The sequence below is a fragment of the Streptomyces echinoruber genome (assembly GCF_014651135.1).
GTDB lineage: Bacteria > Actinomycetota > Actinomycetes > Streptomycetales > Streptomycetaceae > Streptomyces > Streptomyces echinoruber.
In genome coordinates, this window is the sequence record NZ_BMWH01000012.1 from 155,326 (window position 1) to 181,340 (window position 26,015).

At 70.0% G+C, this 26,015-nt stretch carries 14 protein-coding genes and 1 pseudogene; 7 read left to right on the forward strand and 8 right to left on the reverse strand.

Going from position 1 to position 26,015, the window contains the following annotated elements; genetic code table 11:
- Nucleotides 1–8 precede the first annotated feature (8 nt).
- On the forward strand, nt 9–4,280 hold the full coding sequence (locus tag IE225_RS16340; RefSeq protein ID WP_190058239.1) for a hypothetical protein: 4,272 nt from the start codon (nt 9–11) through the stop codon (nt 4,278–4,280).
- Between the two features lie 259 nt (nt 4,281–4,539).
- Here the strand turns inward: IE225_RS16340 and IE225_RS16345 are convergent, their stop codons facing one another.
- The 4 genes from IE225_RS16345 to IE225_RS16360 form a co-directional block, all read right to left on the reverse strand.
- On the reverse strand, nt 4,540–4,779 hold the full coding sequence (locus IE225_RS16345) for a hypothetical protein (protein WP_190058240.1): 240 nt from the start codon (nt 4,777–4,779) through the stop codon (nt 4,540–4,542).
- Nucleotides 4,780–4,980: 201 nt separating this feature from the next.
- The gene (locus IE225_RS16350) at nt 4,981–7,218 is read right to left on the reverse strand and encodes a hypothetical protein (RefSeq protein WP_229879616.1); all 2,238 of its coding nucleotides are present in this window, start codon (nt 7,216–7,218) and stop codon (nt 4,981–4,983) included.
- A 64-nt stretch (nt 7,219–7,282) separates the two neighbouring features.
- Nucleotides 7,283–8,428, reverse strand: a complete 1,146-nt coding sequence (locus tag IE225_RS16355; RefSeq protein ID WP_190058241.1) for a hypothetical protein — start codon at nt 8,426–8,428, stop codon at nt 7,283–7,285.
- A 282-nt stretch (nt 8,429–8,710) separates the two neighbouring features.
- Entirely contained in the window at nt 8,711–9,244 is a 534-nt protein-coding gene (locus IE225_RS16360; protein WP_190058242.1) for a hypothetical protein, read from the reverse strand.
- A gap of 808 nt (nt 9,245–10,052) precedes the next feature.
- Between IE225_RS16360 and IE225_RS16365 the strand changes: the two genes are divergently transcribed.
- Both IE225_RS16365 and IE225_RS16370 read left to right on the forward strand, forming a co-directional pair.
- On the forward strand, nt 10,053–10,961 hold the full coding sequence (locus tag IE225_RS16365) for a putative endonuclease domain-containing protein (protein ID WP_190058243.1): 909 nt from the start codon (nt 10,053–10,055) through the stop codon (nt 10,959–10,961).
- A 210-nt stretch (nt 10,962–11,171) separates the two neighbouring features.
- Complete coding sequence (locus IE225_RS16370; protein WP_190058244.1) at nt 11,172–12,545, forward strand: AlbA family DNA-binding domain-containing protein; 1,374 nt, start codon at nt 11,172–11,174, stop codon at nt 12,543–12,545.
- A 70-nt stretch (nt 12,546–12,615) separates the two neighbouring features.
- Here the strand turns inward: IE225_RS16370 and IE225_RS16375 are convergent, their stop codons facing one another.
- The gene (locus tag IE225_RS16375) at nt 12,616–13,677 is read right to left on the reverse strand and encodes a hypothetical protein (RefSeq protein WP_190058245.1); all 1,062 of its coding nucleotides are present in this window, start codon (nt 13,675–13,677) and stop codon (nt 12,616–12,618) included.
- Between the two features lie 354 nt (nt 13,678–14,031).
- Here IE225_RS16375 and IE225_RS16380 point away from each other — a divergent pair.
- The 4 genes and pseudogenes from IE225_RS16380 to IE225_RS16395 all read left to right on the forward strand — a co-directional run.
- A pseudogene (locus tag IE225_RS16380) lies at nt 14,032–15,831 on the forward strand (helicase associated domain-containing protein); the annotation flags it as partial.
- Between the two features lie 451 nt (nt 15,832–16,282).
- Complete coding sequence (gene istA, locus IE225_RS16385; protein WP_190058265.1) at nt 16,283–17,914, forward strand: IS21 family transposase; 1,632 nt, start codon at nt 16,283–16,285, stop codon at nt 17,912–17,914.
- On the forward strand, nt 17,911–18,708 hold the full coding sequence (gene istB, locus IE225_RS16390; protein WP_190058247.1) for an IS21-like element helper ATPase IstB: 798 nt from the start codon (nt 17,911–17,913) through the stop codon (nt 18,706–18,708). Before istA ends, istB begins: the two co-directional genes overlap by 4 nt.
- Nucleotides 18,709–18,851: 143 nt before the next feature.
- On the forward strand, nt 18,852–19,127 hold the full coding sequence (locus tag IE225_RS16395) for a hypothetical protein (RefSeq protein WP_190058248.1): 276 nt from the start codon (nt 18,852–18,854) through the stop codon (nt 19,125–19,127).
- 448 nt (nt 19,128–19,575) lie between these two features.
- Here the strand turns inward: IE225_RS16395 and IE225_RS16400 are convergent, their stop codons facing one another.
- The 3 genes from IE225_RS16400 to IE225_RS16410 all read right to left on the reverse strand — a co-directional run bounded on the left by IE225_RS16400 (nt 19,576) and on the right by IE225_RS16410 (nt 25,444).
- Nucleotides 19,576–21,474, reverse strand: coding sequence for a pentapeptide repeat-containing protein (locus tag IE225_RS16400; RefSeq protein ID WP_190058249.1), 1,899 nt, complete (start codon nt 21,472–21,474; stop codon nt 19,576–19,578).
- Nucleotides 21,475–22,526: 1,052 nt separating this feature from the next.
- Nucleotides 22,527–23,051: a hypothetical protein gene (locus IE225_RS16405; protein ID WP_190058250.1), complete on the reverse strand. Its 525-nt coding sequence runs from the start codon at nt 23,049–23,051 to the stop codon at nt 22,527–22,529.
- A complete protein-coding gene (locus tag IE225_RS16410; RefSeq protein WP_190058251.1) occupies nt 23,051–25,444 on the reverse strand; it encodes a DEAD/DEAH box helicase in 2,394 nt (797 codons plus the stop codon). Before IE225_RS16410 ends, IE225_RS16405 begins: the two co-directional genes overlap by 1 nt.
- Between the last annotated feature and the right edge of the window lie 571 nt (nt 25,445–26,015).

A 26,015-nucleotide genomic window follows, 5' to 3' on the forward strand; every position in this document is an offset into this window, starting at 1 on the left:
GTGGTGGGGTGCACAGCCAGGCAGAGCATTTTTTCGATGATGCGGTGCGGACCGGCCGTAAGAACGCCGTGACCATGGAGATGGCCCGCCGTCACTGTCTGAACATGACGTTCACCGAGTTCGGCGGCCAGGGGATGGCCGAGGCGGCCACCGGCCTGCCGATCAACACGCGGCAGGTGGGCTGCCTGGTGGCGCATGGCGGTGCCAGCGCGAACCTGGACTGGATTGCTGGGGAGTTCTACGAACAGCACTGCGTGGGCTGCTCCTACCGCCGTCCGACGGGCGACGTGCCTAACCTCGCCACGGTCATGGATGAACGCAAAGAGGCCGCGGCCAGAGCAGAGGAGGCCGAACGAGCGGAAACGGCAAGGCGGCACCGTGCGTGGCAACAGCGTGCCGAGCACCGTCGGGGTGTGCAGGCGTCATCGGATCCAGCGATGGCCAGTGCTCTGGACGATATCGGTGTCCTCGACCAGGAGCCTGGTGCGCAACGGGATCGAGAGGCCTGTGACGGTGCGCTGCGGCGGTTGACTGCGTTGGCGGAGCGGGCGCCGGAGACCTTCACCGCCGAGGTGGTGGCGTTGGCCTTGGACCTGGTGGCTGACGTCCACGTCTCGGAGCTGCTGACGCCGCTGCGGCACGTGGCCCGCAGCCGCAGCGAGTACGCAGCGAATGTCCTGCGAGCGGCCCTGGACACCTTGCGGCGCGGCCCTGTTGAGGAGGCCGGCCGCTGCCTGACCGACCTGCTGACTCCCTGCGATGCAGACCAGTGCGACGGGCCAGTGATCCGGTCCCTGGTGTACCTCGCGGAGCCGCAAAGTCGGCGCTTCGGGTTCCATGAAGGCGGCACCGGGGACGCCAGTGCTCTTCGTGTGGCAGCTGGAGCCGCCCCTCACGCCGTGGCCACTGTGCTCACCGGCATGCTGCCGGCCCCACGACCGTCCGAGTCACTGGTGGTTCCGCCCGGAGTGCGGTCCACCCCTCAGGTACGACGAGAGCTGGAGACTGATCGGCGTGCTGCCGCGGCCGCCGTGCAGGCCTTGGCGTTCACCCACCCGGACGTGGCAGGCGCGCTCGCGCCGTCGATGCTGCTGAATCTGGGCGTTGACGGCGACCACCACAACGATCCCGCACCGATAGGCACGGTCCAAAGGTCTCTCGCCACCTTGCTCGTCCTAGAGGTGGGTGACGTGCCCGCCCAGCTCGAGCGCACCGGCAGCACAGCCGGAGACACCGTGCGCCAGCGCCTGTTCGGCGTGCTGGAAAAGGCCAGCCGCCTCATTGACCCTGAGTACAGGTTCCGCACCGCGAGTGATCCTCAGCTCGATGAGAGCCAGCAGCGGACAGTCTTTGAGTATCTGCTCTCCACGTGTCTGACCCGCGTCGGGGGTGACTGGGGCGACGACGTACGCGTCCCGGCCGCGACTCTGATCGAGCAGCTGACCCAGACCCACCCGGCCTGGGCCCACCCACAGCTTGCTGCCCTCCTGGGCGCGGCCCTGACAGCCATCGACACCTTGGAAGCGGCGAACACCACCCCCGCCCCGCTCCTGGCCACCCCCGAACCAGCTTTGCCGGAGCTGCGCTTCCTTGAACGAATGTCCTACCGGCAGTCTCTGGCATCCAGCATCGGCAGGCTCCTGCGCGCTTTGGAACACATCGCCACCATCGACGCGACGGCAGTGTGCAGCGCAGTCATCGACACCATCACCGACGAACGCGACAGCCAGCGCGGACAGATCATCGTGCCGCGCCTGCTGCCGCTCCTAGGGGCGCTCGGACGACGCCACGGCGACCACCCCGGCCTGTTGCGGATGATCCTCCCGCTGCTGCACACCTACGTCGTCGACTCCGACGTAGCCTCACGGTCGGCAGCGCTGACCGCCTGGGCGGACATCGGCCGCGCCCACCAACTGCCCTCCAGCATCTCCGACCTCCTGCCGGCCTTGCTCACTGACCCCTACCTAGGTGTCATCGACGGTGTCCTCGACACCGCCCTGCGTCTGGACTGGAGCACCGAGGACACAGCCTCTCTGCTGGCCTATGCGCTGTCGGTCTGCGAGCACGTCGACGTCGCCCGGTTTCCGGACATCGTCAAGAAGGCCATGGCGGCGGCCTCCAGACTCTCCCGGGGCAACGAAGCCCTCAGGATCCACACGGAACAGGAGATCCTCCGGCGCGCCGCCGACCTCGACGGCTACGACCTGCGCGATGCCTTGAGCCGTGACTGGCTGCCGCAAACCGCCACCACCCCGGCCATGGCCCAGCTGCGTCTGCGCCAAGTGCGCGACCCGCGCATCAACGATCGGCTCAACACGCACGACAACCTGGAACTAGGCGCACTGCTGGACTGCGGCCCGGGCCTGGCCGGCCTGTCCGTGGAGGACCTGCAGGCGGCTGCTCTCGAACTCGGGCCGCACCAGGTGCTCGGTGCGGCCGAATACGCCGAAGTCGCCTGGCGGGCAGCCCGCCCGGGAGACGCCGCCACCATCATGAACGCCGTCCTCGAGGCGACCCCGGACGAGCCCGCCTTCACCGTTCACCGTGCCCTGACCTCGCTGATCGCCGCTGCAGCCGCGTTCGACGCAGCCGCAGCGGACGTCGATGACACGGATGCGGCCGCCCGCGCGCTGACGCAAGCCGCCCATGCTCTTGGCACAGACAGCGATGCCCGCGCCCTGGCGGACCAAGCCCGCACCCGGGTGATGGTCCGCAGCCTTCTCACAGGCCACGCACTGGTACCGGCCACCGGCACAGACGAGCACGACGCAGATCAGCGCCGCACACATGGCGGCAGCGACCCAGCCGCCGCACTTCGTGCCCGCGCAGCCCGACTACGCGCCACCGCAGACACCCTCAGGGGCCAGTCCCAGGAAGCGACGGCGACCGCCGCCTACGTTCGGTGCTTCGCCAGGCTGTGCGAGGTGGCCGCCTTCTTGCTCACGCTCGATGCGGCCGAACTCGACGCCGACACCACCCAGATGACCGCGCTGACCATTGCGGCCCGCCGACGCGCAGCCGCCGCCACCACCGAGCTGGAGAAGCGATTCACGGACGCTGACCCGCTGGCCGGACCACTGCTGGCCGCCCTCAAGCGGGCGCAGGCCCTCACCGACGCCAGCGGTGTGGCAGACCTCCTCACCGACTGGGCCGCCCTGCCCCTGCCCCTGGTGATCGCGCATGGCCCACGCCGCACACCGTTCCCCTCCGCTACGGCGGCCGCGGATCACGAGCTGCCGGACGCCCGGCCCGCCGAGGACCAGCCAGCCGCTGCCGTCGTACTGGCCAGCGTCGACGGACGCCTCATCACCGGCCCGCAGGTCCTGCGCCCCTCGACGGTCTACGAACTCCGCCTTGACGTACGCACCGGCCCCTGGCCCGACTGGGCCGAGACCCTCGAAGCCGAACTCCTCAGCCACTTCACCCCCAACGAGGCGGAAACGCCCACCTACCTCTGGCCGCGCCTGCCGAGCGGGGACGGCCCGGTGACACTGAGCGCCACCGGCACCCTCATCCTCCGCTTTGCTCTGCCCGCCGGCAGCCCTGCTCCGCCGTTCTCGGTCCAGCTGCGCTGGCGCGGCACCCGGGACGGCAAGCCGGTCACCCAGAGCCTCGACGCCGCCGGACACCGCGAAATCCGCTTCCGGCCCTTCGACGCCTCACGCGACTTCCTGACCAGCTTCCCCGTCTTCGACGAACGGCTGCTCGCCCTCTACGAAAATCTGCACCGGGCCGGCTACGACGAAGACCAGCTCCAGGCCTTCTGCCGCCTGTTCACCGCCATCTGCCGTACCGGGCTCACCATGACGTGGAACAAGCAGTACAAGCGCGGCAGCCACGTGACCGAACGCAAGTTCCATGACGACCTGTACAAGGAACTGCAGGCAGAGCCGGAACTCGGCGGGCGCCTGGAGCGGGGCAGCCCCCTTGCTCTGGGCTACCTCGACGTCCGGCACGACGGCATCACCGCCGAACTCAAGGTCGAGCGAAACACCCCGGTCACCCGAGAGAGAGCCCCCAAGTACATGGGTCAGCCCACGCAGTACGCAGCCGCCGACGGCGCACGCCTGTCGATCCTCTGCATCCTGGACATGAGCCGTAAGGCCTCACCCGTCGGCGTTCCGGAGAACTACCTCTTCACCCTTCAGCCGGCGCTCCACGGACTGACCAACCCCGAGGCGCCTTCCCTCGTCGCAGCCATCGTCGTCAACGGCAACCTGCCCACCCCCAGTTCATGGTCGCGCCGCAAGACACCCACACTGCCGTCCTCATCACCCTGAGCCGACCTGAGAGGAAAACCTGCCACTGGCTGCACAGCACCACGACAGGGCGAGGCATGCCGCCAGCCGTCGCGGACAGGCGCCCACCCCTCAGCGAGAGCCACTAGTTGAACCGAAGCCAGGGCTGATCCCGGCCGGCAGAGCGGTGACATGGGGTGGCCAGGTCTCCCTCGCGATACCCCCGAGTGACGCTCGTGACCGGCGGGAATGCAGACCTGGCGAAGGGCACGTACGAGCAACAACCGGCCAATGTGACGGCTCAGTTGTAGTGCGGATCGGCATACTTGATGGCGCCCAGGGCGATGCTGCACGGCCAGGGGGCTCCGTCGCATCCGTCGCAGAACGGCTCAGCGCGGTTGCTGGGGGCGTGCTCGGCAAGCTGTTTCCCGGCGATAGCCCTGACTGTTCGCTCGTCGGAGGACATGCCCCAATACGTCTCGCGAGCCAGGGACACGGCGCGGTCATATGCAGCAAGTTGCTGGCGAAGGTCGTCGGCCACCCAGAGAGCCTATTGGCCGCGGAGGTACAGATTGACAGGACGGTGTTGCCGCAGGGCGGGATCCTGGCGCGTACGGCGCCGGAAATAGCACCCACGCGTCCTGTGCATCGCCGGTGTCCGCCTGCGCCGCAGCCGTCCAGGCGGACACACCAGCTCCTGGGCAGACTTCACCGACCGTTAGGCACGCAGCCAGCCGCTGGATCACGGGTTTTCAGGGCGGCGGTCTCGCGCCTGCTCCTGAGGGGCGTTGGGAGCGTTGAACAGATTCTGGTACGTGCGGAGTTCGTCGTCCGTCAGTTCCGGGGCGCCGCTGATCGCGTGCACGGTGGTGTCCCAGTCCCGGTAGCCGTCGGTGCGGGGTGTGAGCAGCACACCGACCGACGTGAGGTCCGCGTGCTCGCCGCGTTCGTGATGGCGCAGCTGGAGCCAGGCGGAGAACGCGGCACGGGTGTGGGCGGTCAGGGCGGAGCAGACGGCGAAGCCGAGCTGGTCCTGGCCGGGCCCGGCGATGAATGTACGCATCCGCCACACCGTCGTGCCCTCTTCGGCCTCGGTGACCGTGGCCAGCGCGTCGAGGAGGAAACGGCCCAGATCCGTGCGGTACCCCACCGGCAGACTGTCGAGGGAGGCCAGCACCCGTTGCCAGGCCTCCCGTTCGTCGGGCCCGATCGGGCTGGTGGCCACATCCTCGAGCATGATGCGGACCATGATGTGGGCCTCGTCATCGTCGCTGCCGGCCGGGGCTGCGGGCAGCAGCGGCACACTGTGCGGCTGCCCGCCGCGTCGTGTCCAGGACGGGTCGACGGCACCCGGCACTGCCTCGGCATCCGCGGCGGCCAGCTCGTAGTAGCGCTCAGGCTCGCCGCCCAGCACGGGCGCCGAGGAACCGACACGGTGCAGGTAGCCGACCACGGCATGGGTGGAGCGCAGCTGGTTGAACAAGAACTCCCAGTCCCGCCGCAGCAGCGCGATCACCGGCGTGCTGTCGTGGTGCGCGGGAACAGCCAACCCCTGTGGAGGGCCGGGGTGCTCGATGATGGTGACGCCGACCCAGTCGATGGCCGGGCTGTCGATACTGAGGCTGAGACCCCGTCCGTTGACCATCCGCACGCCCTGCGCCTTCAGCCGGCGCACGGTGCCCTGGACCTGTTTGCCCGCCGCAGTCAGTTGCTTGAGGACCCAGGACGTCTCCCGCTCGGGTGCACCGGGCTCGACCTCGCGGGCCTTGATCTGCACGACGACACCGCGATTGCCCACCACCAGCAGCCCGTCGCTGATCTCCCGCACACCGCGCCCTTTGCGTTCCACGATAGGAGCCATCACGAAATCGGGCAGTCCCCAGGTGGCGGCCGCATCCTTGACCGCTGTCTCCGCGGCAGTGCCCCGCCGGTCGTGATGGCGCAGGGGCGTTGCGTGCGGGATGACTCGCTCGTACGCGCCGCTTGGAGTGTTCACCAGCAGGGTGAGCATGTCGGTGTCCTGGACCCGTCCCAGGCCGATGTCCGAGGAGGCCAGTGCGGCCAGTTCCTCAGCAGACCAGTGCCTCGACGAGCGCGTGGCCTCAATCCAGGTGTCCGCCGCGCCGGCGCGTACGGCCGACAGGATGCGCCTGCTGCCGGGCACCTGGCTGGAGAGCCAGGCGAACGAGACGGCGAACCGGGTGACCGCCTCGATCACCAGCGTGAGCCGCCCGTCGAAGGTGTCCTCGCCGTCGTCCGGGATGAACCCTTCGGTGAAACACAGGTCGACATAGGTGCCCGCCTGCGCCTGAACGGCACACCCGCTCTGGTAGGAGCCCAGCTGATAGCGGGCCAGCACACGCCCCTGTTCGCCGAGCGCACCAGGCGCGGCCGCCTGAAGGCTCTCGACCACCGCAGGCGCGGCAGCGCGCACCTGCGGACTGACGGGGGTCGCCCACGCCCCCATCACCGCCTCCGCATCCAGAGCCCTGTCCCACTCCAGCAGGTAACCCAACCCTCGGCGTATCCGGTCGATGACCTCGTTGCCGTCGCTGTCCTGGAAGGGCTGGCAGTCCTCCACCATCGCCACGTGCGAGCGCAGGGTGCCGTCCATGCACGACTCGGCCAGCAACGACCGGAACCCGTCCAGACCATCGGCGACCGGGAAGAACCGGGGACGCTCGGGCCTGCGCGTGCGGTGCTGCACACTGAACGCCTCAACCGACTCCGTCACCAGCGCATCCAGACACGCCCACAGCTCACGCACACACCCGCGGAACAGCTCGGTCAGCTCCGACTGCGCCCCGGGTGGCCAGGCCAGCCACGCACTGATGACCCCCGGCCCGTCCGCATGCGTGACCACGCTTTCCTCGACAAGCCCGCCCTCGACAAGCGTGCTCCACAACGTGGCCATCGCCGTCTTGGCCTGCTGCGCGTTGCGCAGATGCTGCCACGCCTGCGGGTAGTGCTCCCTGATCACAGCGTCGACCCTAACGGCGGGCACTGACATCGCGGCCCACATGCCCCGTCCATGGCGGGAGGTGTCAGCCCGCCATCGCCTCCAGACGCTCCTCGTCAAGGTCGAAGCCCAGCCGCACGGTCTCGGCCAGGACGTCCGTCCACAGCGCCAGGGGCGTGAGAAGCGACCACGGTTCGCCGCGCCCGGCCTCGTCCAGAAGTACCGTCTCCGTGTAGCCGTCGCTCCACTGTTCCCCGCGGGCTGCCCCGTTCTGCCAGCCGCGTTCGGTGAACCACAGCCATTTGACGGCGCCCTCCACCAGCCGTGCATGCAGCCCCACCCGGAACGACCGGGTGTAGAGAACCTCCCAGCCGTTGTGTGTGTGGACCTGCAACCGCGTGTTGCGCGCGGAGTCCCCGCAGATGCCGACCTTCGCCATGGCGGGGCGGGATGCCCGTTGCAGCAGATAGACCAGTCCCGGCTCACTGTCCTTGAAACCGGTGATCTTGCACGTACGCGAGTTGCACGCTCCCTGACCACGATAGAGATTGCCCAGACATGGGTTCACCGGACCATGGCAGTTCAGACAGGTACCTGCCCACGGAGTGTTGGTGCTCCTAAATGCTTCCGGATCACTGGGACGGAACCGGTAGGCGACCGCGCGGTCCCACGCCTGCTGCTTGCTCAGCGGCGTGTTCGGCGCGCAGTGACGGCATGCCCCCTGGCCCTGCATCACGTCGTGCAGGCGTGGCTGCACCATGCGATGGCAGCGCAGACATGTGCCTGGCCACGGATCATCCACCCTGACGTAGGAGGTGCTGGGCTCCACGAGGCCCTTCTCCCGCATGATGGCGACGGCGGCAGCGGGGTCGATTGCCCGGCGCGCGCAGTACTTGCAGGCCACAGCACCCCGCCGGACCGCCTTGATCAGCACCTTGATCGGTTTGCCCTCACGCGGGCAGGCCTCATTGAGGCAGATGCTTTCCATCCGGGTGCTGTTGTTCGTGTACGGCTCCAGCGGCTTGATGTTGGCCGCGGCGATCGTCTGGGCCAGGTCTGCCTCGTCCAGCCGGAACTTCTCGGCCCGCGCACGGTCTGCACAGTCTCTGCAGCCGCGCGGGGCGTCACCGGACCTTCTGGCCGCGGAGGCGATGCTGTCGTAGGTCGGACCGATGTCCGCGCCGCATCGCTCGCACGTGCTCGGCCAGGGATCCTTGGCCTTGGTGAACACGGTCTTCGGTCTGCACCCGTTCCGCAGCATCAACTGCCGTGCCTCTTCCGGGTCTACCGGTCTTCCCGACACCAATGTGACCAACTCCAAGCGCACTTGCCGACCCGATGCTGCAACGCTGCCGTGACTGTACGCACCGGCTCCGACAACCGCCGGGGTCCAGCGCTTGGACGCTCATGCCGAAGCGGCGGACGCCTCTAGGAGCCGCATAGCACTGGACGGGGGCAGCCCAAGGAGCGGGCGCAAGCTGGCCGCGGCGAGAACCACTCTCGTTCCGCGGCGTCAGGGAGACTGCGTGGGGACGGTCAGGCAGTTGAGAAGTTCCACAGCGGCAGCGGTCGCGTCCTGCTGGAGCGTCAGGTCACCCACGAGAGTGCCGGCGTCGCACTCGTCGTCACCCAGCGTCGTCAGGACATGGACCCACTCGCCACCGCCGGTCGCGTACCCGCGCCACACTCTGCCGATCGTCGGACTGTCGTGGACCACTCGGTTACGCCGCTTGACGGCGGCTTCGATGAGGTCAAGCGCTGGCGGCCACTCGGTATCGCAGAAGCCGTCGATCTTCTGCCGTATGTTCTGCAGCAGTCGTCCCGCAGGCTGGTCGATCCGGGCAGCAGGGTCCAGGCGGGAGAGGATCATGCCGAGCACGGCTTCGGTCTCCGCTGCCTGGACCACCACCAGGCCCCGGAGCCGGTTCAGTTCCGCCGCCTCGGTTCCGTCCCAGTACGCGATGTCCGGATGGTGAGGGTAACGGTCGGCCTGGACGGCGCTCCACGAGACGGCACGTATTCCGTAGTGGGGTGACCTGGTCGTCATTCGATGAGTATCGGTGCTTCCCGGTGGGAGGAGCCAGGGAGTTTCTCTCGCATGTCAACTGCACTCGTGCTGCCTTGATTTCGGTGTGCGCATGCAAGGTCTGGAGCTGCGGCCGCGCAGCTCATCGCCCTCAGACAGCGCCGTTGGCCCAGGCATCCGAAGATCTGCCCCCTGCCCGTCCCGGCAGGAGCGGGGCCCGCATCCGCGAACGCCGGGCGGCTCAGCGGCGCGTGGGTTTACAGGGAGGATCCCGACGAATGAGTTTCGCCGGCGTGCCGGGCGCCACCGCGTTGCCGGCAGTCCTGTGCGCAGGGCTGCCGGTGTGGGTCTACATCGCAGGCATCGCCGGATTGCTGGAATCGACATATGTCGCCTTGCGTTGGTGTACCGGTTTGCTGTGCGTGCCCTCGACCCCGGGTTCAGCCCGTTCGCATCGCCAGCCTGCTCAACGCACTGGCTGGCCGCACGGATGGTGCCGGCATCGCACGGCGCCTGTGGCCCAGCCGGAATCCCCGCGACGTTACCTGCTCACGGTGAAGCCGCCGCCGGATGTCAGCGCATGGCCCTGCGCTGCTGGTCGGGCAGCACACAGGAGGCGGTATGGCGGACATGACGGCGGGGATGAACAAGTTCTGGCCGCAGGTTCTGGAAGCGGTCAAGAACCGGCGACGGTTCACGTGGATCCTGCTGCAGCAGAACACGGACGTCCTCTTCTACGACGGCACGACTTTGACGCTGAGCGCAATGAGCCAGGGCGTATGCGACAACCTCGTTGCCTCGGGCTCTTCAGCCATACTCGACGAAGCCCTTGCCGAAGTCCCTCAACCCCCAACCCGCCGTCGAACTGGTCGTGGAGGGAAAAGCGCCGTTCGCCCTGCCCAGCGCCACACCGGAAAGTCCCGCGGCAGAGGTGCGTGTGTCCGTCGCCGTCACCACCTCCGAATCCTCCAGCGAGGCAACCAAAGCATCGACGCCCACGCTGCATCTCGTCCTGGCCCAGACCGCGTTCTTCATGCACGAGCAAGGCCACAACCAGGCAGCCGCACTGCTGGCGGACGTCGAAGACGTGGAACTGGTCCCCGGCAACCGGTTCGGGGACTGGCAAGACGCCGTCCTCATCGTGCCGCCCTATCTCGTTCCTCGTTTCACCGAAGACGTCACCGCCGCCATCCAGCCGGTGTTCGAGCATGTGGCCGGGCGGCACGGCCTGGAGATCGGCGGGGTCACCGCCGCACCTGCGCTTCCCGACATCGGTGACGACTGGCGGCAGATACTGCAGGAGAAGCTGGCCAAAGGAGCAGCATCCAACCAGGCGTCCAGGAGCCGCGCCAAAGGAGTTACCCCCGGGCTCAGCAGGGAAGGCTTTGTCTTCGACTCCCGCGAGGAAGTCCTCGTCTACGAGGCGTTGAAGAGGGCGCAGGCGGCGCTGCCTGAGGATTCCACCATCTCCATCTTCCCGCTGCCGATGGGGCGTGTCGGCGTCGGCAACGCCTGGACGCCGGACTTCCTCGTCACCGTTGCCGGCAGGGTGGGGATCATTGAGGTCGACGGCCCTCATCACCAGAAGCGCTTCGGCGTGGACGCCACGCGCGACCGGCACTGGCGCAACAGCGGCATCGTCCACATCGAACGCATCCTGGTCGAGGAGACCAGCGCCGACACCGACCTTGACGCGCTCGTCCGCCAGTTCCTCACACGGCTGCGTGAGTACCGCTGACGGGGCAATCAACCCGACGGTGCGGTCAGGGGGAGCGGCGCCGCCCCCGCTTCTCGTCTTCCTGACGTAAAATGGTGGGTGGGCCAGGGCCGACCGGTAACTGGCGCCTCGCCGTGTCGATGCCCGGAGGCTGTTGCCGCAGCCTGCACACGCCTGCGCTTTCGCCGGACACGTCGCCGCGGTGACGGTCGGGGCGTTAACGTCTCGCGCATGCTCTACAGATCACGCCGGGTGGAGACACTGCTGGGCGGCCCGCTGGAAGCGGTCACCTACTCCGATCTTGCCGCGCTGGTGGGCAATCCGGAGGCCGGGGAGAGCGAGGACCTGGACTACAAGCGTGAGCTTGCTGCGTCCAGCGACGCGCAGAAGGCCGAACTCGCCAAAGACGTCGCCGCATTCGCCAACCATGTGGGCGGCGTCCTCGTTATCGGCATGGCCGAGGCCGACGGCCTGCCGTCCCGGGTGATGGACACGGACATATCCGATGCTCACCTGCGCCATCTTCATCAGGTCATCGCCCGGCACACCACTCCAACCGTGCGCGTCGAGATGCGCCCGGTGCCCAACCCGGACCCGGCCGCACACGGCAAAGGCCTGCTGCTGATCGCTGTGCCGCCCAGCCCGCAGGCCCCGCATGCCGTCACCGCTGTCGCGCAGACGGCCCGCGAAGCGCTGGTGTACCCCCGCCGCGGTGCGACCAAGACCGACTGGCTCACCGAGACCGAGGTCGCGACCGCCTACCAGCGTCGATTCAGCGCCGCAGCCGACCGCTCCCGCCGTATGGCGAACGTGGAGCGCGAACTGCTGGTGGCACTTCCCGAAAGCAACGTCCCCCACCTCATCGTCTCCCTGGTCCCGGAAATCCCCGGAGACATGATCATCAACCGGGAGGCGTACCGGACCGCACAGGCAGAACTGCTCAACACCAGCCTGATCGGAGACGATCAGTATGTGTTGGAAGGAGTCCGGATCGGCTCCCGCCGCTATACCGCATACGGCGGCGATCCGCGCGGACTCTTCTACCACCAGGCCGACCTCCACCGCGACGGCTCCGGCTGCTGGGCACTGAGGATCGCGACCAACACGAGCACCGTCGACCTCCAAGAGTTCTTCTGGGCCGAACCGGACACGGTGGTGTGGCTGCTGCTGTCGGCTCTGCACGTGCTGGGGACCCATGCCCGAGAACGCGCCGGAGCCACCGGCACGGCGGTGGTGCGGGCCACCCTCGTCGCAGCCCCGCACCACTTTCCCCAGGGACCGGCCCGGCCCAACCTGCACCCCCTGCTGCCATTTCGGCTCGACATGATGGACCCGACAGGCCGACGCAGGCCCTTGAGCACGCAAAGCTGCGATTACGCCGACAGCGAGGCGGTCACTCTCCTGGACGACTTGACCGACGAGGGGCCGGGGCTCGTCCAGACGGCCTCTCTGCTCGCCGACGAACTCGTCCAGGCCTTCGGCCTCGCCGAAGCAGATCCAGTCACCCGTGACGGTCAACTACGCCCCGCTGCATGGTCATCACCGCTTCGATCAGGCGTGACGCAGTGGGCCCAGTCGCGCGGAGTTGGCCTGCTCACCGTCTGACGCCCATACTGCAGCCCGGCCCGGAGACGGCTCAACGCCAGACATACAGGCCCGGTCGGCCAGTGGGGTGTCAGGCGCGGCCGCTCAGGCGCCAGCCTCCGGGGGCGGGGGTCAGCTCGGTGCTGATCAGTTCGCCGAGTTTCCACGGCAGGCAGGACCGTTCGCCGAGCGTCGCCTCCACCGTCTGGTCGGTGTGCGGGGCGGCCAGCGGCAGGCGCCGCCAGCGGCCGTGAGCCGGCCTCTGCGCCGCGGCGCAGTGCGCGCGGCGTGGTCGGGGCAGGAGGGGGTGGCGCAACGCCCAGACTTCGACGAGGTCCAGTGCCTCGGCCACCGGCATGCCCCACTCCTCCAAAAGCAGCGCGACCCGCTCCAGCCATCCGTCGTCCTCCTTCGGGGTGAGGGTGTGCCGCAGGCGCCGGCGCTCCCGTGCCGCCAGCGCCTGGGCCAGGCGGACCGCCTCGGGGTAGAACACCAGCGGCGCGACGCGCAGTTCGTCGCGCCCGGCGCGTCCCAGTGCACGCCGGCGCGCCTGCCACACCGGGGCATTGAGGGTGGGGATGTTCCACCAGCACGAGGTGATGGCGTAGGCGTCCGCGAATATGGCGCGGCCGCCCGCGCCCAGCCGCCGCTCCAGCTGCAGCCGCAGCTGGTGGGCGGTCACGACTTCGGGCAGCGCGGTCAGCGGGATGGCTGTGGCTCCCGGTTCACGGCGGTTGTCCAGCCAGCGGCCGTGCCGGGCGCACACCTGCCAGGTCGCATCGCTGGCCAGATACGCCTCCAGGCTGGTGCCCTTGGTCTGGGCGCACAGCTCACACACCCGCACCAGGAAGCAGCCGGCCGTATCCCAGGGCCAGTCCCACACCGGTGGGCCGTCGGCTTTCAGCAGCCGGTGCTCACGCAGGTTCGGCAGCGCGAACTGCAGCTGCGGCACCGGGCGGTCGGACATGACGGCCAGCCGCTCCAGCGCAGACCGGTTCAGATAGCCGCCGCCGCACAGCGGATCACCCACCACACCGCCTTGACGCAGTGGCGTGCCGAACATGAGCCAGAATTCTTCGTACGGGATGCCGCCGTTGAGGTGCGCCAGGCGCCGCGTGTAGGAGCCGGTGGATTCCCCGCCGATGAACGGCATCACCGACCGCCCGAGCCGCCGCGCCGGCTTCCACGTTTTCGTGTGGCGCGGCCTGCCCGTACCGCCGCGGGAAGTCCGGGCCGCCGTCATGCTCTCTACGCCTCCCTTTCCCGCCGTCGCCCTCAGCGGGCCGGCCCTGGTCCGATCGGCCCGCCGGGCAGGCGAGGTCCTTCCCGCAGGTGCGTACCCTATTTCTCTACGGCTTCGTGCCGTCGCACGGGTCCCATTCGGTCCATCGCGTCCCGCCCGGCCCGGACATTGGCCGAAAGTGTTCGCTGTGCGCCCCGGAGGGCGCCCCGAGCCGGTACATTCCCGCGATCTCAAGAGGCCCGTAGGCGGGATTTTGGGGGCGGTGTGAGGTTACGCGACCACCAGATCGAGGCGCTCGCTGCGATCGAGGCCGCTGCGGCCGCGGGGGAGCAGCGCATGACGGTCGTGTCGGCGTGCGGCACCGGGAAGACTCTGATCGCGCAGCAGGCCGCGCAGCGTGTGGCCCCTCACGGCGCGGCGCTGGTGTTGATGCCGACGAAGGCCCTGGTGACGCAGACCGGCCACCGCGGGCTGGCCCTTGGAGTGTGCTCCCTGAGCCAGACCGAGAGCGGACTGTCGCCGAGCGAAGGGGTGATGACCCGCTACCCGCGGGCGATCGCCCGTGCGATGCGGGTGGGCGGCCCGGTCACCGTGTTCGCCACCTACGACTCGCTGCACCACATCCAGGACGCCCACGACTTTCACGGTCTCGCGCCGTGGGACCTGGTGATTGCCGACGAGGCCCACCGCACCTGCTCCGCCTTCGGTGATGGCTGGGGCACCATCCACGACGACGCCGCGGTCCCCGCCAAGATCCGCCTCTATATGACCGCCACGCCCCGCGTCTGGGACACTACCGCCCCCGATGAACTGGTGCCGTTCATGGAGCGCATCCCGCTGGCCACCATGGACCACCGGGAGATCTTCGGCCCGACCGTGTTCGAACTGGGCATGGCCGAGGCCATCGAGCGGGGCATCCTGGCCGACTACCAGGTCGTCATGCCGATCGTCGACGACGAAGACCTGCACTCCATCCTCGCCGAGCGCCGCCCCGGCACCAGTGCCCACCACGACAGGCTGCGCAACGCAGCCCTGCAGATCGCCGTCCTGCGGGCGATCGCCGAGAACGGGCTGCGCCGCGTCCTGGTCTTCCACAACCGGGTCGCCCTGGCGGAGGCCTTCGCCGCCTCCCTGCCCACCACCGCGCTCGAGGTCGGCGGGGAGCTGCGGATCGAGAACCTGTGGTCGCAGGCGATCCACTCCCAGCAGTCCGCAGACTGGCGCCGCGACCTGCTGGACGACTTCGCCGACCCCGGCCGGGCGTGCGCGGTGCTGTCCAATGTGCGCGTGCTCAACGAGGGCGTCGACATGCCCGATGTCGACGCGGTGGTCTTCGGCGCTCCCCGCTACAGCGTCATCGATGCCGTGCAGGCCATCGGCCGCGGCCTGCGCCAGCCGCCCGGTGCCAGGAAGAAGACCACGCTGGTCATCCCCGTCTATCTCCGCCGCGGGGCCGATGTCGCCGACCTGCTGGAGGACTCCGCGTTCGCGAACCTGGTCACCCTCCTACAGGCGCTGCGCTCCCACGACGAGTCGTTCATGGACCGCATCGCCCTGCCCGCCCGCTCACGCTCCGCCACTGCTGCTGGCCGACGGGCCATCCACTATGCCCGGCCGGAACGTGCCGCCCAACTGGCCCGCGCCCTGGGCCTGGAGCTCACCGTGCCGGCCATCGGCACCTGGGAGCAGGCCCACGCCGCAGCCGCGGCCTACCGCACCATCTCCGGACACCTCGACGTCCCCACCGACTACACCGACCCCGACGGCTTCGCCCTGGGCGAGTGCCTGGCCAACTTCCGTCTGCGCCTCTTGCTGGACCGGCTGCCGGCCGAACAGAAACAGGTCCTGGACCAGCTCGGCATGCTGTGGACCGCTCCCGCGCCAACGTTCGAGTCCATGCTCGAACACGCCCGTGCCTGGGCGGCCGTGCACGGTCATCTCCTTGTCCCCGTCAAGGAAGACATCGGCGGCCACCGGCTCGGCAGATGGCTGGCCACTCAACGCCGCAAGGCCAACACCGGCCGGCTGCCCGACTCCCACCAGCGGCAGCTGGAGGCCATCGACCCGCACTGGAACACGTCCTGGCCCCAGGACTGGCAACGCAAATACCTCCGCGCCAAGGCCCTCGTCCACGCCACTGGCTGGCGGTTCAGCTCACACTCCTACAACCATGCAAGCCGCGAGGACCGCGCGATCATGGATTGGATCAGCAAGCAGCGGCTGAAGTTCTTCGGCCTGGAGGAAGGGCAGCAGGACCTGCTGCTGCAGCTGGGGATTCCGCCCCTGCCCGACGGCGTGTACTACGACAGCTCCTACGACCCTGAACGCCATGCCTTCTACGGGGGACTGGGGCATGCCGCCGTGGCTTTATTCATGAGTCGTGACGGCGGTTGTACACGGGTTTGGGAGGCGCCCGGATCCACGGTCGGGTGATGTTCACGAGTTTTGACGGCGGTGGGGGCTTGCCAGGACAGCATCGGGGTGTTCCCGGTGAAAGGTCCTGGTCATGCCGCAGATGTCGAAGGTCGAGCTGTACGCGGCGATCCGTCGGGACCACCGGGCCGGCGTGGCGATGCGGGAGCTGGAGCGCAAGTACAACGTCGGCTGGCGGACGGTGCGCAAAGCCCTGGACTCGGCCTGGCCGGAGCCGCGCAAGCCGCTGCCGCCGCGGCCGTCGGCGCTCGATCCGTACAAGGCGGTGATCGACGGAATCCTCAGGGCGGACCTGGACGCGCCGCGCAAGCAGCGGCACACGGTGACGCGGATCTTCCACCGGCTGATCGAGGAACACGGCGCCGACGTGTCGTATCCGATGGTCAGGCGCTATGTCGCCGACCGGAAGCCGCAGATCGCGGTGGAGGCGGGCAAGGCACCCATCGAGGCGTTCGTCCCGCAGACCCACCCGCCGGGGATGGAGGCGGAGGTCGACTTCGGCGACGTGGCCGTGCGGCTGGCCGGGGAGCTGGTGACCTGCTACCTGTTCTCCTTCCGCCTGTCGTATTCGGGCAAGGCCGTCCACTGGGTGTTCGCCTCCGCCGGGCAGGAAGCCTTCTTCGAGGGGCATGTGCACGCGCTGCGGGTGCTGGGCGGGGTCCCGCGGGGCCGGGCCCGCTATGACAATCTCAAGGCCGCCGTCGCCCAGGTGCTGGGGCTGAGCCGGGCGAGGGTGGAAACCGACCGGTGGATCGCGTTCCGGTCGCACTTCGGCATCGAGAGCTTCTACTGCCGCCCCGGTGTTGACGGCGCCCACGAGAAGGGCGGGGTCGAGGGGCGGATCGGCTACTTCCGCCGCAACCACTTCACCCCGGTGCCGGAGGTTTCCTCGCTGGCTGAGCTGAACGAGATGGTCGAGCAGTGGGACCTGCACGACGGCCGGCGGCGGATCGGCTCGCGGCCGCGGACCATCGACGAGTACTTCGAGATCGAACGGCCGCTGCTGCTGCCGCTGCCGGGTGAGCCGTTCGAGACCGGGCGGGTGTTCACCCCCAGGGTCGACCGCTACAGCCAGTTCACCGTCCGCACCAACCGCTACTCGGTGCCCGTCCGCTTGATCGGCAAACGCGTCCGCGTCGTGCTGCACGCCTCTCACCTGGTGGTTTACGACCAGAACGTGGAAGTCGCCCGGCACGAGCGGCTGATCGCCAAGGCCGGCTGCCGCCTGGAGCTGGACCACTACCTCGAGGCCCTGATCCGCAAGCCGGGCGCCTTCCCCGGCGCCACCGCCCTCGAACAGGCCCGCTCTGCGGGCAAGTTCACCCCCGTCCATGACGTCTGGTGGGCCCAGGCCCGCAAGGTCCACGGCGAGCGGGACGGCACCCGGGCCCTGATCGAGGTGCTGCTGCTGGCCCGGCACATCCCGCACGAGCACCTGGTCGCCGGGCTGGCCACCGCGCTGCGGGCGGGGGCCCTGACCGCGGACGCGGTCGCGCTGGAGGCCCGCAAGGCCGCCCAGGCCGAAGACGAACCGCCCCTCACCGCCCTGTCGGCCGGCACCTCGGGGTCGGCGACCGTGACGTTTCTGCACGAGTGGCGTCTTGCCCACCTTCCGCCGGACACCAGGCCGCTGCCCTCGGTGACCCCCTATGACCAGTTGCTCCGACGCCGTCGCGCCAGCGGCGGCGCCCACCGAGAGGAAGAAGCCCAGTGACCCTGCCCCGCCAGCGAGGCTTGACCGAGCAGGCCGCCGACGCCGCCATCGACACCGCCTGCCGCATGCTGCGGCTTCCGTCGATCCGCAACGAGTTCGCCGACATCGCCGACCGGGCGGTGAAGGACCAGATGACCTACCGCGGCTTCCTCGCCGAGCTGCTGATGGCCGAGTGCGACGACCGGTCCCGCCGCCGCTCGGAACGCAGGATCAAGGCGACCGGCTTCCCCAGGGAGAAGTCGCTGCGGACCTTCGACTTCGACGCCAACCCCAACATCGACCCGGCCACCATCCATACCCTCGCCTCCTGCGAGTGGATCAAGAAGGGGCAGCCGCTCTGCCTGATCGGCGACTCCGGCACCGGCAAGTCCCACATGCTCATCGCCCTCGGGACGGAGGCGGCGATGAAGGGCTACCGGGTCCGCTACACGCTGGCGACGAAGCTGGTCAACGAGCTGGTCGAGGCCGCCGACGACAAGCAGCTGAACAAGACCATCGCCCGCTACGGCCGCGTCGACCTGCTCTGCATCGATGAACTCGGCTACATGGAACTCGACCGGCACGGCGCCGAACTCCTCTTCCAGGTCTTGACCGAGCGCGAGGAGAAGAACAGCGTCGCCATCGCCTCCAACGAGTCCTTCGGCGGCTGGACGAAGACCTTCACCGACCCGCGGCTCTGCGCGGCCATCGTCGACCGCCTGACCTTCAACGGCACGATCATCGAGACCGGCACCGACTCCTACCGGCTCGCTTCCACCCGGGCCCGGGCCGAGGAACCCGCCAAGGCCGGCTGACACCTACAGGCCCGAACTCGACGGCCCGCCGCCCTCACGGGCGGCGGGCCGTCCCACGAAGTGACGTCATTTCTCATGCACATCCACGACCCCGCAGACCCCGTCCCGCAGCCAAAACCGATGGACAAACGCTGTTGCTTGAAATGAACGAAGCCAGCGTGCGGGTACGCCGCGAGGGCGCGCACGGCGCGGTGCGGGTGCAGGGCCCGCTGGCGCTGGTCGCCGAGGTACTGGCCGCCCGGACCCGGGCGGCCGCGCTGCGCGTCGCCGCGGTGCACCGCGCGGCCGGCTGGGGGGAGGAGGCGCGGGTGTGGCGGGCGCGGGCCCGCCGGATACTCACCACCATCCAGGCCACACGCCGCGGCCGGAGCGTGCGGGCCGCCTCGGCCGGGTTGCCCACTCTGGGCGGACGCCCCTGAACCCGGCCGCGCCGGGCCGCCTCGTGCGACTCCATCCGCAGCGCCTCTGCCGCCACCGCACCGCGTGGCCCGACTGCCGTCTTTCCTCGGCGCTGGCCTACGGCGGCCGCAGCCGCGTCCCGCCGTTCGGCCCTTGGACTCGGCTCCCTGCCCGCCGCCCCGGCCGCAACCGTCGCGCCGGCCGTTCGCTACGCCGCCGTCCGGTGCTGTCCGACCCCGGCCGCGCGCCGCCGCACCGGGGCGCCCCGGCAGACGGCTGACACCGTGGCCGGACGACGCCCCGCGGGTCGCCCTGGACGCGACGACCGAGTGGCGGCGCGCCGTGCCCGTGGCCAGCCCGCTGCCCTGAGCACTCGCCGAGCCGGCGCCGCGGTGGAGGACGCGGTGCGGTTGCCTCTGGCCCGTGCCGACGCCGAGCGCATGCCGGCATGGACCGGTGCCGGCCGCCTCAGCGTTTGATGCGTCCGCGGACGGCGAGGACGGCGAGGGCGAGCAGGGCGGGCTCCGCGAGGCGGGAGGACATCTCGATGTAGGTGCCGGCGGTGGTCAGGTCCTGCCCGCTGGAGCGGAACACCACGGAGTTGAGCGTGATGTTCAAAGCCTTCTCGAAGCGTTTTCCCGTCCACCTGTCCCCGGTGGGGTTTTGCGGGTCGTCCTTTCCGATCTCGAAGGTGACCTTGCCACCGCCGGGCGGCACGACGCCGGTCGCCTGCTGCTTCGGGTCGTGCCCAGGCAGGCCGAAGGCCATCAGCAGCACGACGGTGACGAGCATGGCGATCGCGAGCCAGCCCAGGGCGCGCAGGCCGTAGCCGGAGAGCGCCCAGTAGGCGTGCAGCAGTCCGCGTTCGGCGCGGGAGGTGCCGGTGCGGTCGTGGCGGCGCATCTCCATCTCGCCGTAGTAGAAGTCGGCCGCCCCCGGCTCGTTCTTGCCGTCCTCGAACGCCTTGCGCAGCGCCCGGTACACCGGCGCCAGCTGCGCCGGCCCCACGGGTCCGGCGCCGAGCACCGCCGCGTTCCAGCCCCGGACGGCATCCGGCTGCCCGGCGCGCCAGTGGTGCTCTTCGGCCAGGGTGCGGCGCCCGGTGAACCGCACCGGGCGCCGGCGCCGCCAGTGCGTGCCGGGCGGAACCTTGGCGAAGGCGCAGGCGCCCTCCAGCCGCAGCTGGTCCAGGTGCACGGCCCCGGTGAACAGACACGCCGACAGGTCGACGTCGGCCAGGACCAGATGGGCCGCGTCCACCCCCCGCAGCGTGGCTATCCGCACCGCGGCGTCGGGCGCATGGGCGAGAGCCTGTTCCGCCACCGTCCGCCCGTTGGGCAGCACGAAGGGGCCGGCCTCCGCGGCGATGGTGAGGGGGTATTCGAAGACCGCGTGCGCGAAGTCCACCGTGGCGTAGCGCAGCCGCACCTCGGCCGTCGACAACCAGCGGGTCCGCCGGCACTCCAGGCGGCGCGCCGCGCACGAGAGGGTCGCCGGGCCGTGGAACACCGCCCCCGACAGCCTCACCCGCCCGGCGCACACGAACGGCCCGAGGCTGACCCACCGCTCGAAAACCGCCCGCTCGAATCGGGCGTCGCCCTGGAAGGCCGTCGCCCCGAACCGGGCGTCGTCCTGGAAGGTGGCCGCCTCGAACCCGGCGGTGCTCTGGAAGGTGGCCGCCTCGAACCCGGCGGTGCTCTGGAAGGTGGCCGCCTCGAACCCGGCGCCGCCTTGGAAAGTTGCCGACCCGAACCAGGCGGTGTCCTGGAAGGTCGCCGCCTCGAACCCGGCGGCTTGGAAGGTCGCCGCATTGAACCCGGCGGTGCCTTGGAAGGTCGCCGCATCGAATCCGGCGTCGCCCTGGAAGGTCGCCGACCCGAACCAGGCGGTGCCCTGGAAGGTCGCCGACCCGAACCAGGCGGTGCCCTGGAAGGTCGCCGACTCGAACCCGGCGCCGCCCTGGAAAGTCGCCGACTCGAACCAGGCGGTGCCCTGGAAGGTCGCCAATTCGAACCAGGCGACGCCCTGGAAGGTCGCCGACTCGAACCCGGCGACGCCCTCGAAGGTTGCCGCATCGAACCGGGCGGTGCCGAGGTGGGGGAGTCGGGTGGCGGGGTCGCGGAGGGCGTCGAGGAGAGCGTCGAGAAGGGGTTCGGTGAAGAAGGTGCCGCGGTGGTCGACGTCGGCGCCGGGGGTCAGGCCGGCCAGGTAGGCGTCGCGGTCAGTGTCGGCCAGGTGGGCCAGGCACGCGGTGTGGCCGGGGACGCGGACGCCGCGGCAGCCGACGGGATCGGTGGCAGGGTCCGCGCCGTACGCGCAGTGCGGCCAGGACGGCGCCTCGGGTGCGGGGAGCGGGGGTGCGCTCATGACGTGGCGGCTCCGTGAGGCGTCTGGTACCAGAGGGACAAGGACGGAGACGTGCAGAAACGCTTCCGGGTCAGGACCTGGCGTCACCGACGCGGCTGTACACCGTGCAGGGGGTCTCGTCCGTCTCCCCGCCGCGGCGGCGTTCGGCCTGGCAGGCGGTCCAGGCTCCGCGCTCTGGCGGACGGACCGGGACAGCGTTCCGGCACGGGCGCGGAACTCGGCAAAGGCCGGGTCCTGTCCGGTCAGCCGGTGCCGCTCCGCCCGCGGATCACCGCGGGTGCACGCCTGGCCGAGGTCTTCGATGCCGCGGGCGCGGGCGAGCTCGTCGACGCCGTAGGCGATGCGCCGCAGCACGGCCGCCACGCGCGGCAGACCGGCCACCACCGCGTGCCGGTCCGGAAGGCCCGCCTCCAGCCGCAGGTTCACCACCGTCGGGTGCCTCCCCCGCTCCAGGTGGCCGATCCACTTCGCGCATCGGCACATCCAGTCGGCCTCCTCCACCGGCCGCCCGGCCACATCCGCGCATCCCGGCCGTTCCTCCTCAAGCCCCGTATACCTCGGCCAGACTCACTCACCCTCAGGCAGACTCACGCACCCTCACTCCACCACACTGGCCGGAATCGAAACGACCGGATGAACAGGCATGCGACAGTGGTCCCACCTCGAGGAGCTCATCGAGCGGGGCTCAGCGATGTGCTTCCCGAAAAGAGTGGCGCGCATCACAACCAGCAGACTCCGACCTGCTGTTTTACGCCCCACAGCGCGCTCAGGGCGTAGCCAGTCCGTAGACCGGAAACAAGGAGCCGCCCGGCGGTCCGGCGGTCCCCAGCCGGTGCTCCGGACTGACGCCCCGAGCGGTCCGGGGGCGCCGCTGTGCGCTGCGGGCAGCTCCGCCCGGAGTCGCCGGCACCGACGCCCCATCAGGCCGTGGCGGGAGGAGGTCGCTTGGTTTCCCGGCCGGTACGCAGCCGCCGCCCGTGATTCTCCAACGGGCTTGTCCCGCGCCCGGCGCGGGACAAGCCCGCACCGGCGCCCCGCCGTACTGGCTGCTGTCAGCGCGGGTGGACGGGCGGGACCGTGAGGGTGCCGTCGGTGTGCAGTTCGGCATGGCGGGCAAGGTGGGCGAGGACCTGCTCGGGAGTGAGGCGGGTGGCGGCCAGGCGCCGGCCGACGTCCTCAGACAGCCACACCTGCAGACGCATCTGGTTCCTGGCGTCCTGGCGCTCGCGCTCCCACGCCGTCCGCCGCGCCAGGGCCGCTTCCTTGCGTGCCGAGCGCTCGCGTGCCCAGGCGGTGCCCTGGACGTCGTGCTCGGGGTCGTATGTCTGCTGCCCGGAGGCGGCAAGCAGCGCTGCGATGCGGCGCCATTCGGTGTGCTTGGCCGCCCAGACCTGCGCCAGGTGCTCAGGATCGCTCTCGTACGGTCCGCGGCCGCCGGGCGACGAACGCTGCTGCCGGGTCCGCTGCGCACGCCGGGCAGCGTCGGCGACCTTCCCGGCCACCTCGTCGGCGCTCAGCCCCCGGGCCCGCCGGCGGACGGACTCCCGCGCGATGTCCTGCGCGCTCCACATCCCCATCACCCCCGTTCCGCCGCCCAGCCCAGTCCGAGGGCGGCGAGTTGGGCGCGCTGTTCGGGGGTGAGCTTCGCCCGGCGGTTCTTGGTGTTGGACAGCCATACCCCCAGTCGCACGGGCGTTCCGTCCACATCCTCGATGTGGGCCCGGGAGACGGTCACGGAGCCCGTACGGGCCTTGTAGCGGCGCAGAGCCTCCACCCCCCGCTCGAAGGCGCCTGAGCGGCCGCCGGAGGCCTTCGCGGGCGCCTCGGTGGGCGCGGGCAGGGGCGTGATGCCGATCGCCTCCAGGCGCTCGCGCTGCCCGTCCGTCAGGGCGGCCCACACATCGTGCCGGCGCTGCCTAAGCAGCCATGCGCCGATGTCCATGCCGTGCACGGTCACGCCCGGGGTGATCACCGTGGGGACGGTTTCCTCGCGCAGCAGCTCGCGCACGGCGGCGTAGTGCCGCTGCCACACCGCCGGCCACGCCGGGTTCCAGTCCGGATCGATCGCCACCAGATCGGCCTCCCGTTCCGGATGCCCGGCCAGGGCCCCGGGCCGGCGCAGGTTGGCCAGCCACTGCCCGACCGGCCTGTCCAGCGCCACCGCGCCGCGGGGCGCGCACAGCGTCCAGTGCTGCGCGTAGTAGGCCCGCGCCGCCGCCAGGTTCTCCTGCCACTGCGCATCGGAGGCGTCCCAGACCATGCCCAGCTGCTCCAGCCGCCCGGCCCGCTGGCCCGACAGCTGCCCGGCCCCATAGGCGCGGCGCTGCTCCGCCACCCACCGCCCCAGCGGATACGCGCCCTCCCGATGGTCGTAGGGCACCCGGGCGTGCCCCTCGCGCTCCACATACCGGCGCAGCGCCGACCATCCCCGCGCCCAGTCCTGCCGCTCGGTGTCGATCACGTTGAACGACACCCAGTCCGCGATCATCACCGGGTCCCGCGGCGCCGCAAACCGCAGCAGCATCCGGGATTCCTCCTCGCCCTCGGCCGGAGGCTCACCGATATAAACGGACGGCTGGACCACCCTTTTCTGCGGCTCCTGCGGAATAGCGAGCAATTCCACGGCCTCTTCATCGTGAGCCCGCAGCCCTTGCAAAACTTTCACCAGCGGCCGATACGAGCCAGAAGTGAACATGTCCTCCGGCTCCTCACCAGGCTGGAGGAATACGGGCACAATCAGCGACGCCAATTTCCCCTGCCCCGGCTTTTGCCGCAATGCCCGCCCGATGGCCTGCACGATGTCGTGCGGCGCCCCCTTCGGATCCAGCAGCGCCACCGAGTCCACCGCCCGGATGTCCACCCCCTCGCCCAGCACCCGGCAGTTGGACAGCACCGCCCGCCGCGCCGTGCTCCCAAAACCCGCCAGCACCTCGCGCCGCCGCTCCGGGGCGTGCTCCCCGCACAGCCAGTCGGCCCAGATCGCCCGCGGGTACGTCTCGGGCTGGTCGGCATGCAGCTTGCCCGCCACCCGCTCCAGACCCTCCGCGAACGCCGCCGCCTCGATCGTCCGGTGGTGGAAGGTGATACAGGTCTGCAGACCGTGCACAGCCATCGTGCGCAGCAGCGCCGCCTGCAACGCCCCCAGGCGCTCCCCGCGCACCTCCTCCTCGCGCGCCTGCGGCCCGCGCAACCGCTCCGGGGTGACCTGCGGATCGGTCAGCTCCACCACGATAATCTGATACCGCGCCAGCAACCCCCGGGTGACCGCCGACGCCAGCGTCAGCTTGTACAGCACCGGCCCGAAAATCGCCTCATCGTCCATCGACGCCGCCAGCTCCTCCGGCAGCGGATCCCGCCTCCCCTCGGCCACCTCCCAGTGCGCAGGCCGCTCCTGCCAGATCCGCGGCGTCGCCGTCATGTACAGCCGCCGCGCCGCCGGAATCACCTCCTGGTCGTGGATCGCCGCCCACGCCTTCCCCAGCGACCCACTGGTCCGGTGCGCCTCGTCCACGACCGCGAGGTCCACCGGTGCCAGCTGCTGGCCGTAGGCGCCCGCGAAGGCCTCCCCCAGCACCTTGAGACTGGCGTAGGTGGCATAGATCGTCACCGGGCCCGTGCCGTGCCACAGGGCCAACCGCACCGGGTTGGTGGTGGCCCGCACCCCCAGCGCGTACAGCTCCGGGTCCTCCTCCAGCGAACACACCGCCACCGCCGGCCCCGTGTGCCCGACCTTCCGCCACTCCCGCACCGTCTGGGCCAGCAAATCCAGCGTCGGCACCAAAACCAGCACACGCCCATGCGGCGCGATCCGCAGCGCAGCAGCAGCGGCCATGGTGGTTTTCCCGGTCCCGCACGCGGAATGCACCTGCCCGCGCAGCCCATTCCAGGGAATCCCGCCGGGCGGGACATCAAAACCCCGCACAATGGCGTCAACGGCCTCGATCTGATGAGGGCGCAGCTTAACGGCCATATCCCGTGTTCCCCTTCCAAAGGAATGCCGAGTCAGAATGCGCGAGCGTCCTGGGCCGGGCCCGGGGGGTGGTGCTGTGTGGTTCCAGACTCTACACAGTGCATCACTGCGATGCATTAGGTTGCCGGAGGGTTCGCGCCCGCAGGGGATGATTGGCCGATTCCCGTTCCCTGATGGCGGGTTGGTGTGTATGCTGCATGGTGTGCACCGATCTCCGATGGTGCCCTCACCGGGGGCCCGCGGTCCGGGGAATCGGCGAGTGTTCCGGTTTGATGCCGGATCAGCCGCGCGGGGTGGCCGGCGCCTGCGGGGCCCGGAGTGTGACGGGGCGTCAGCAGGATTGGTGGGCCGGAATCCCAGGGACTACACAGCAGTGCGCGTGATGCACCCCCCTTCCTGCTGCTGCCCGGCGAAGCCGGTGGGGCGGGAGCGCAGCGGACGCCCCCAATTCCCGCGCAGCGGGAATTCAATTCACTTCTATGGATTTCCGCGCAGCGGAAATCCCTGATTCCCGCGGAGCGGGAATTGAAAGCCGCGTAGCGGCTTTCCGGTGGCCGCGCAGCGGCCACCG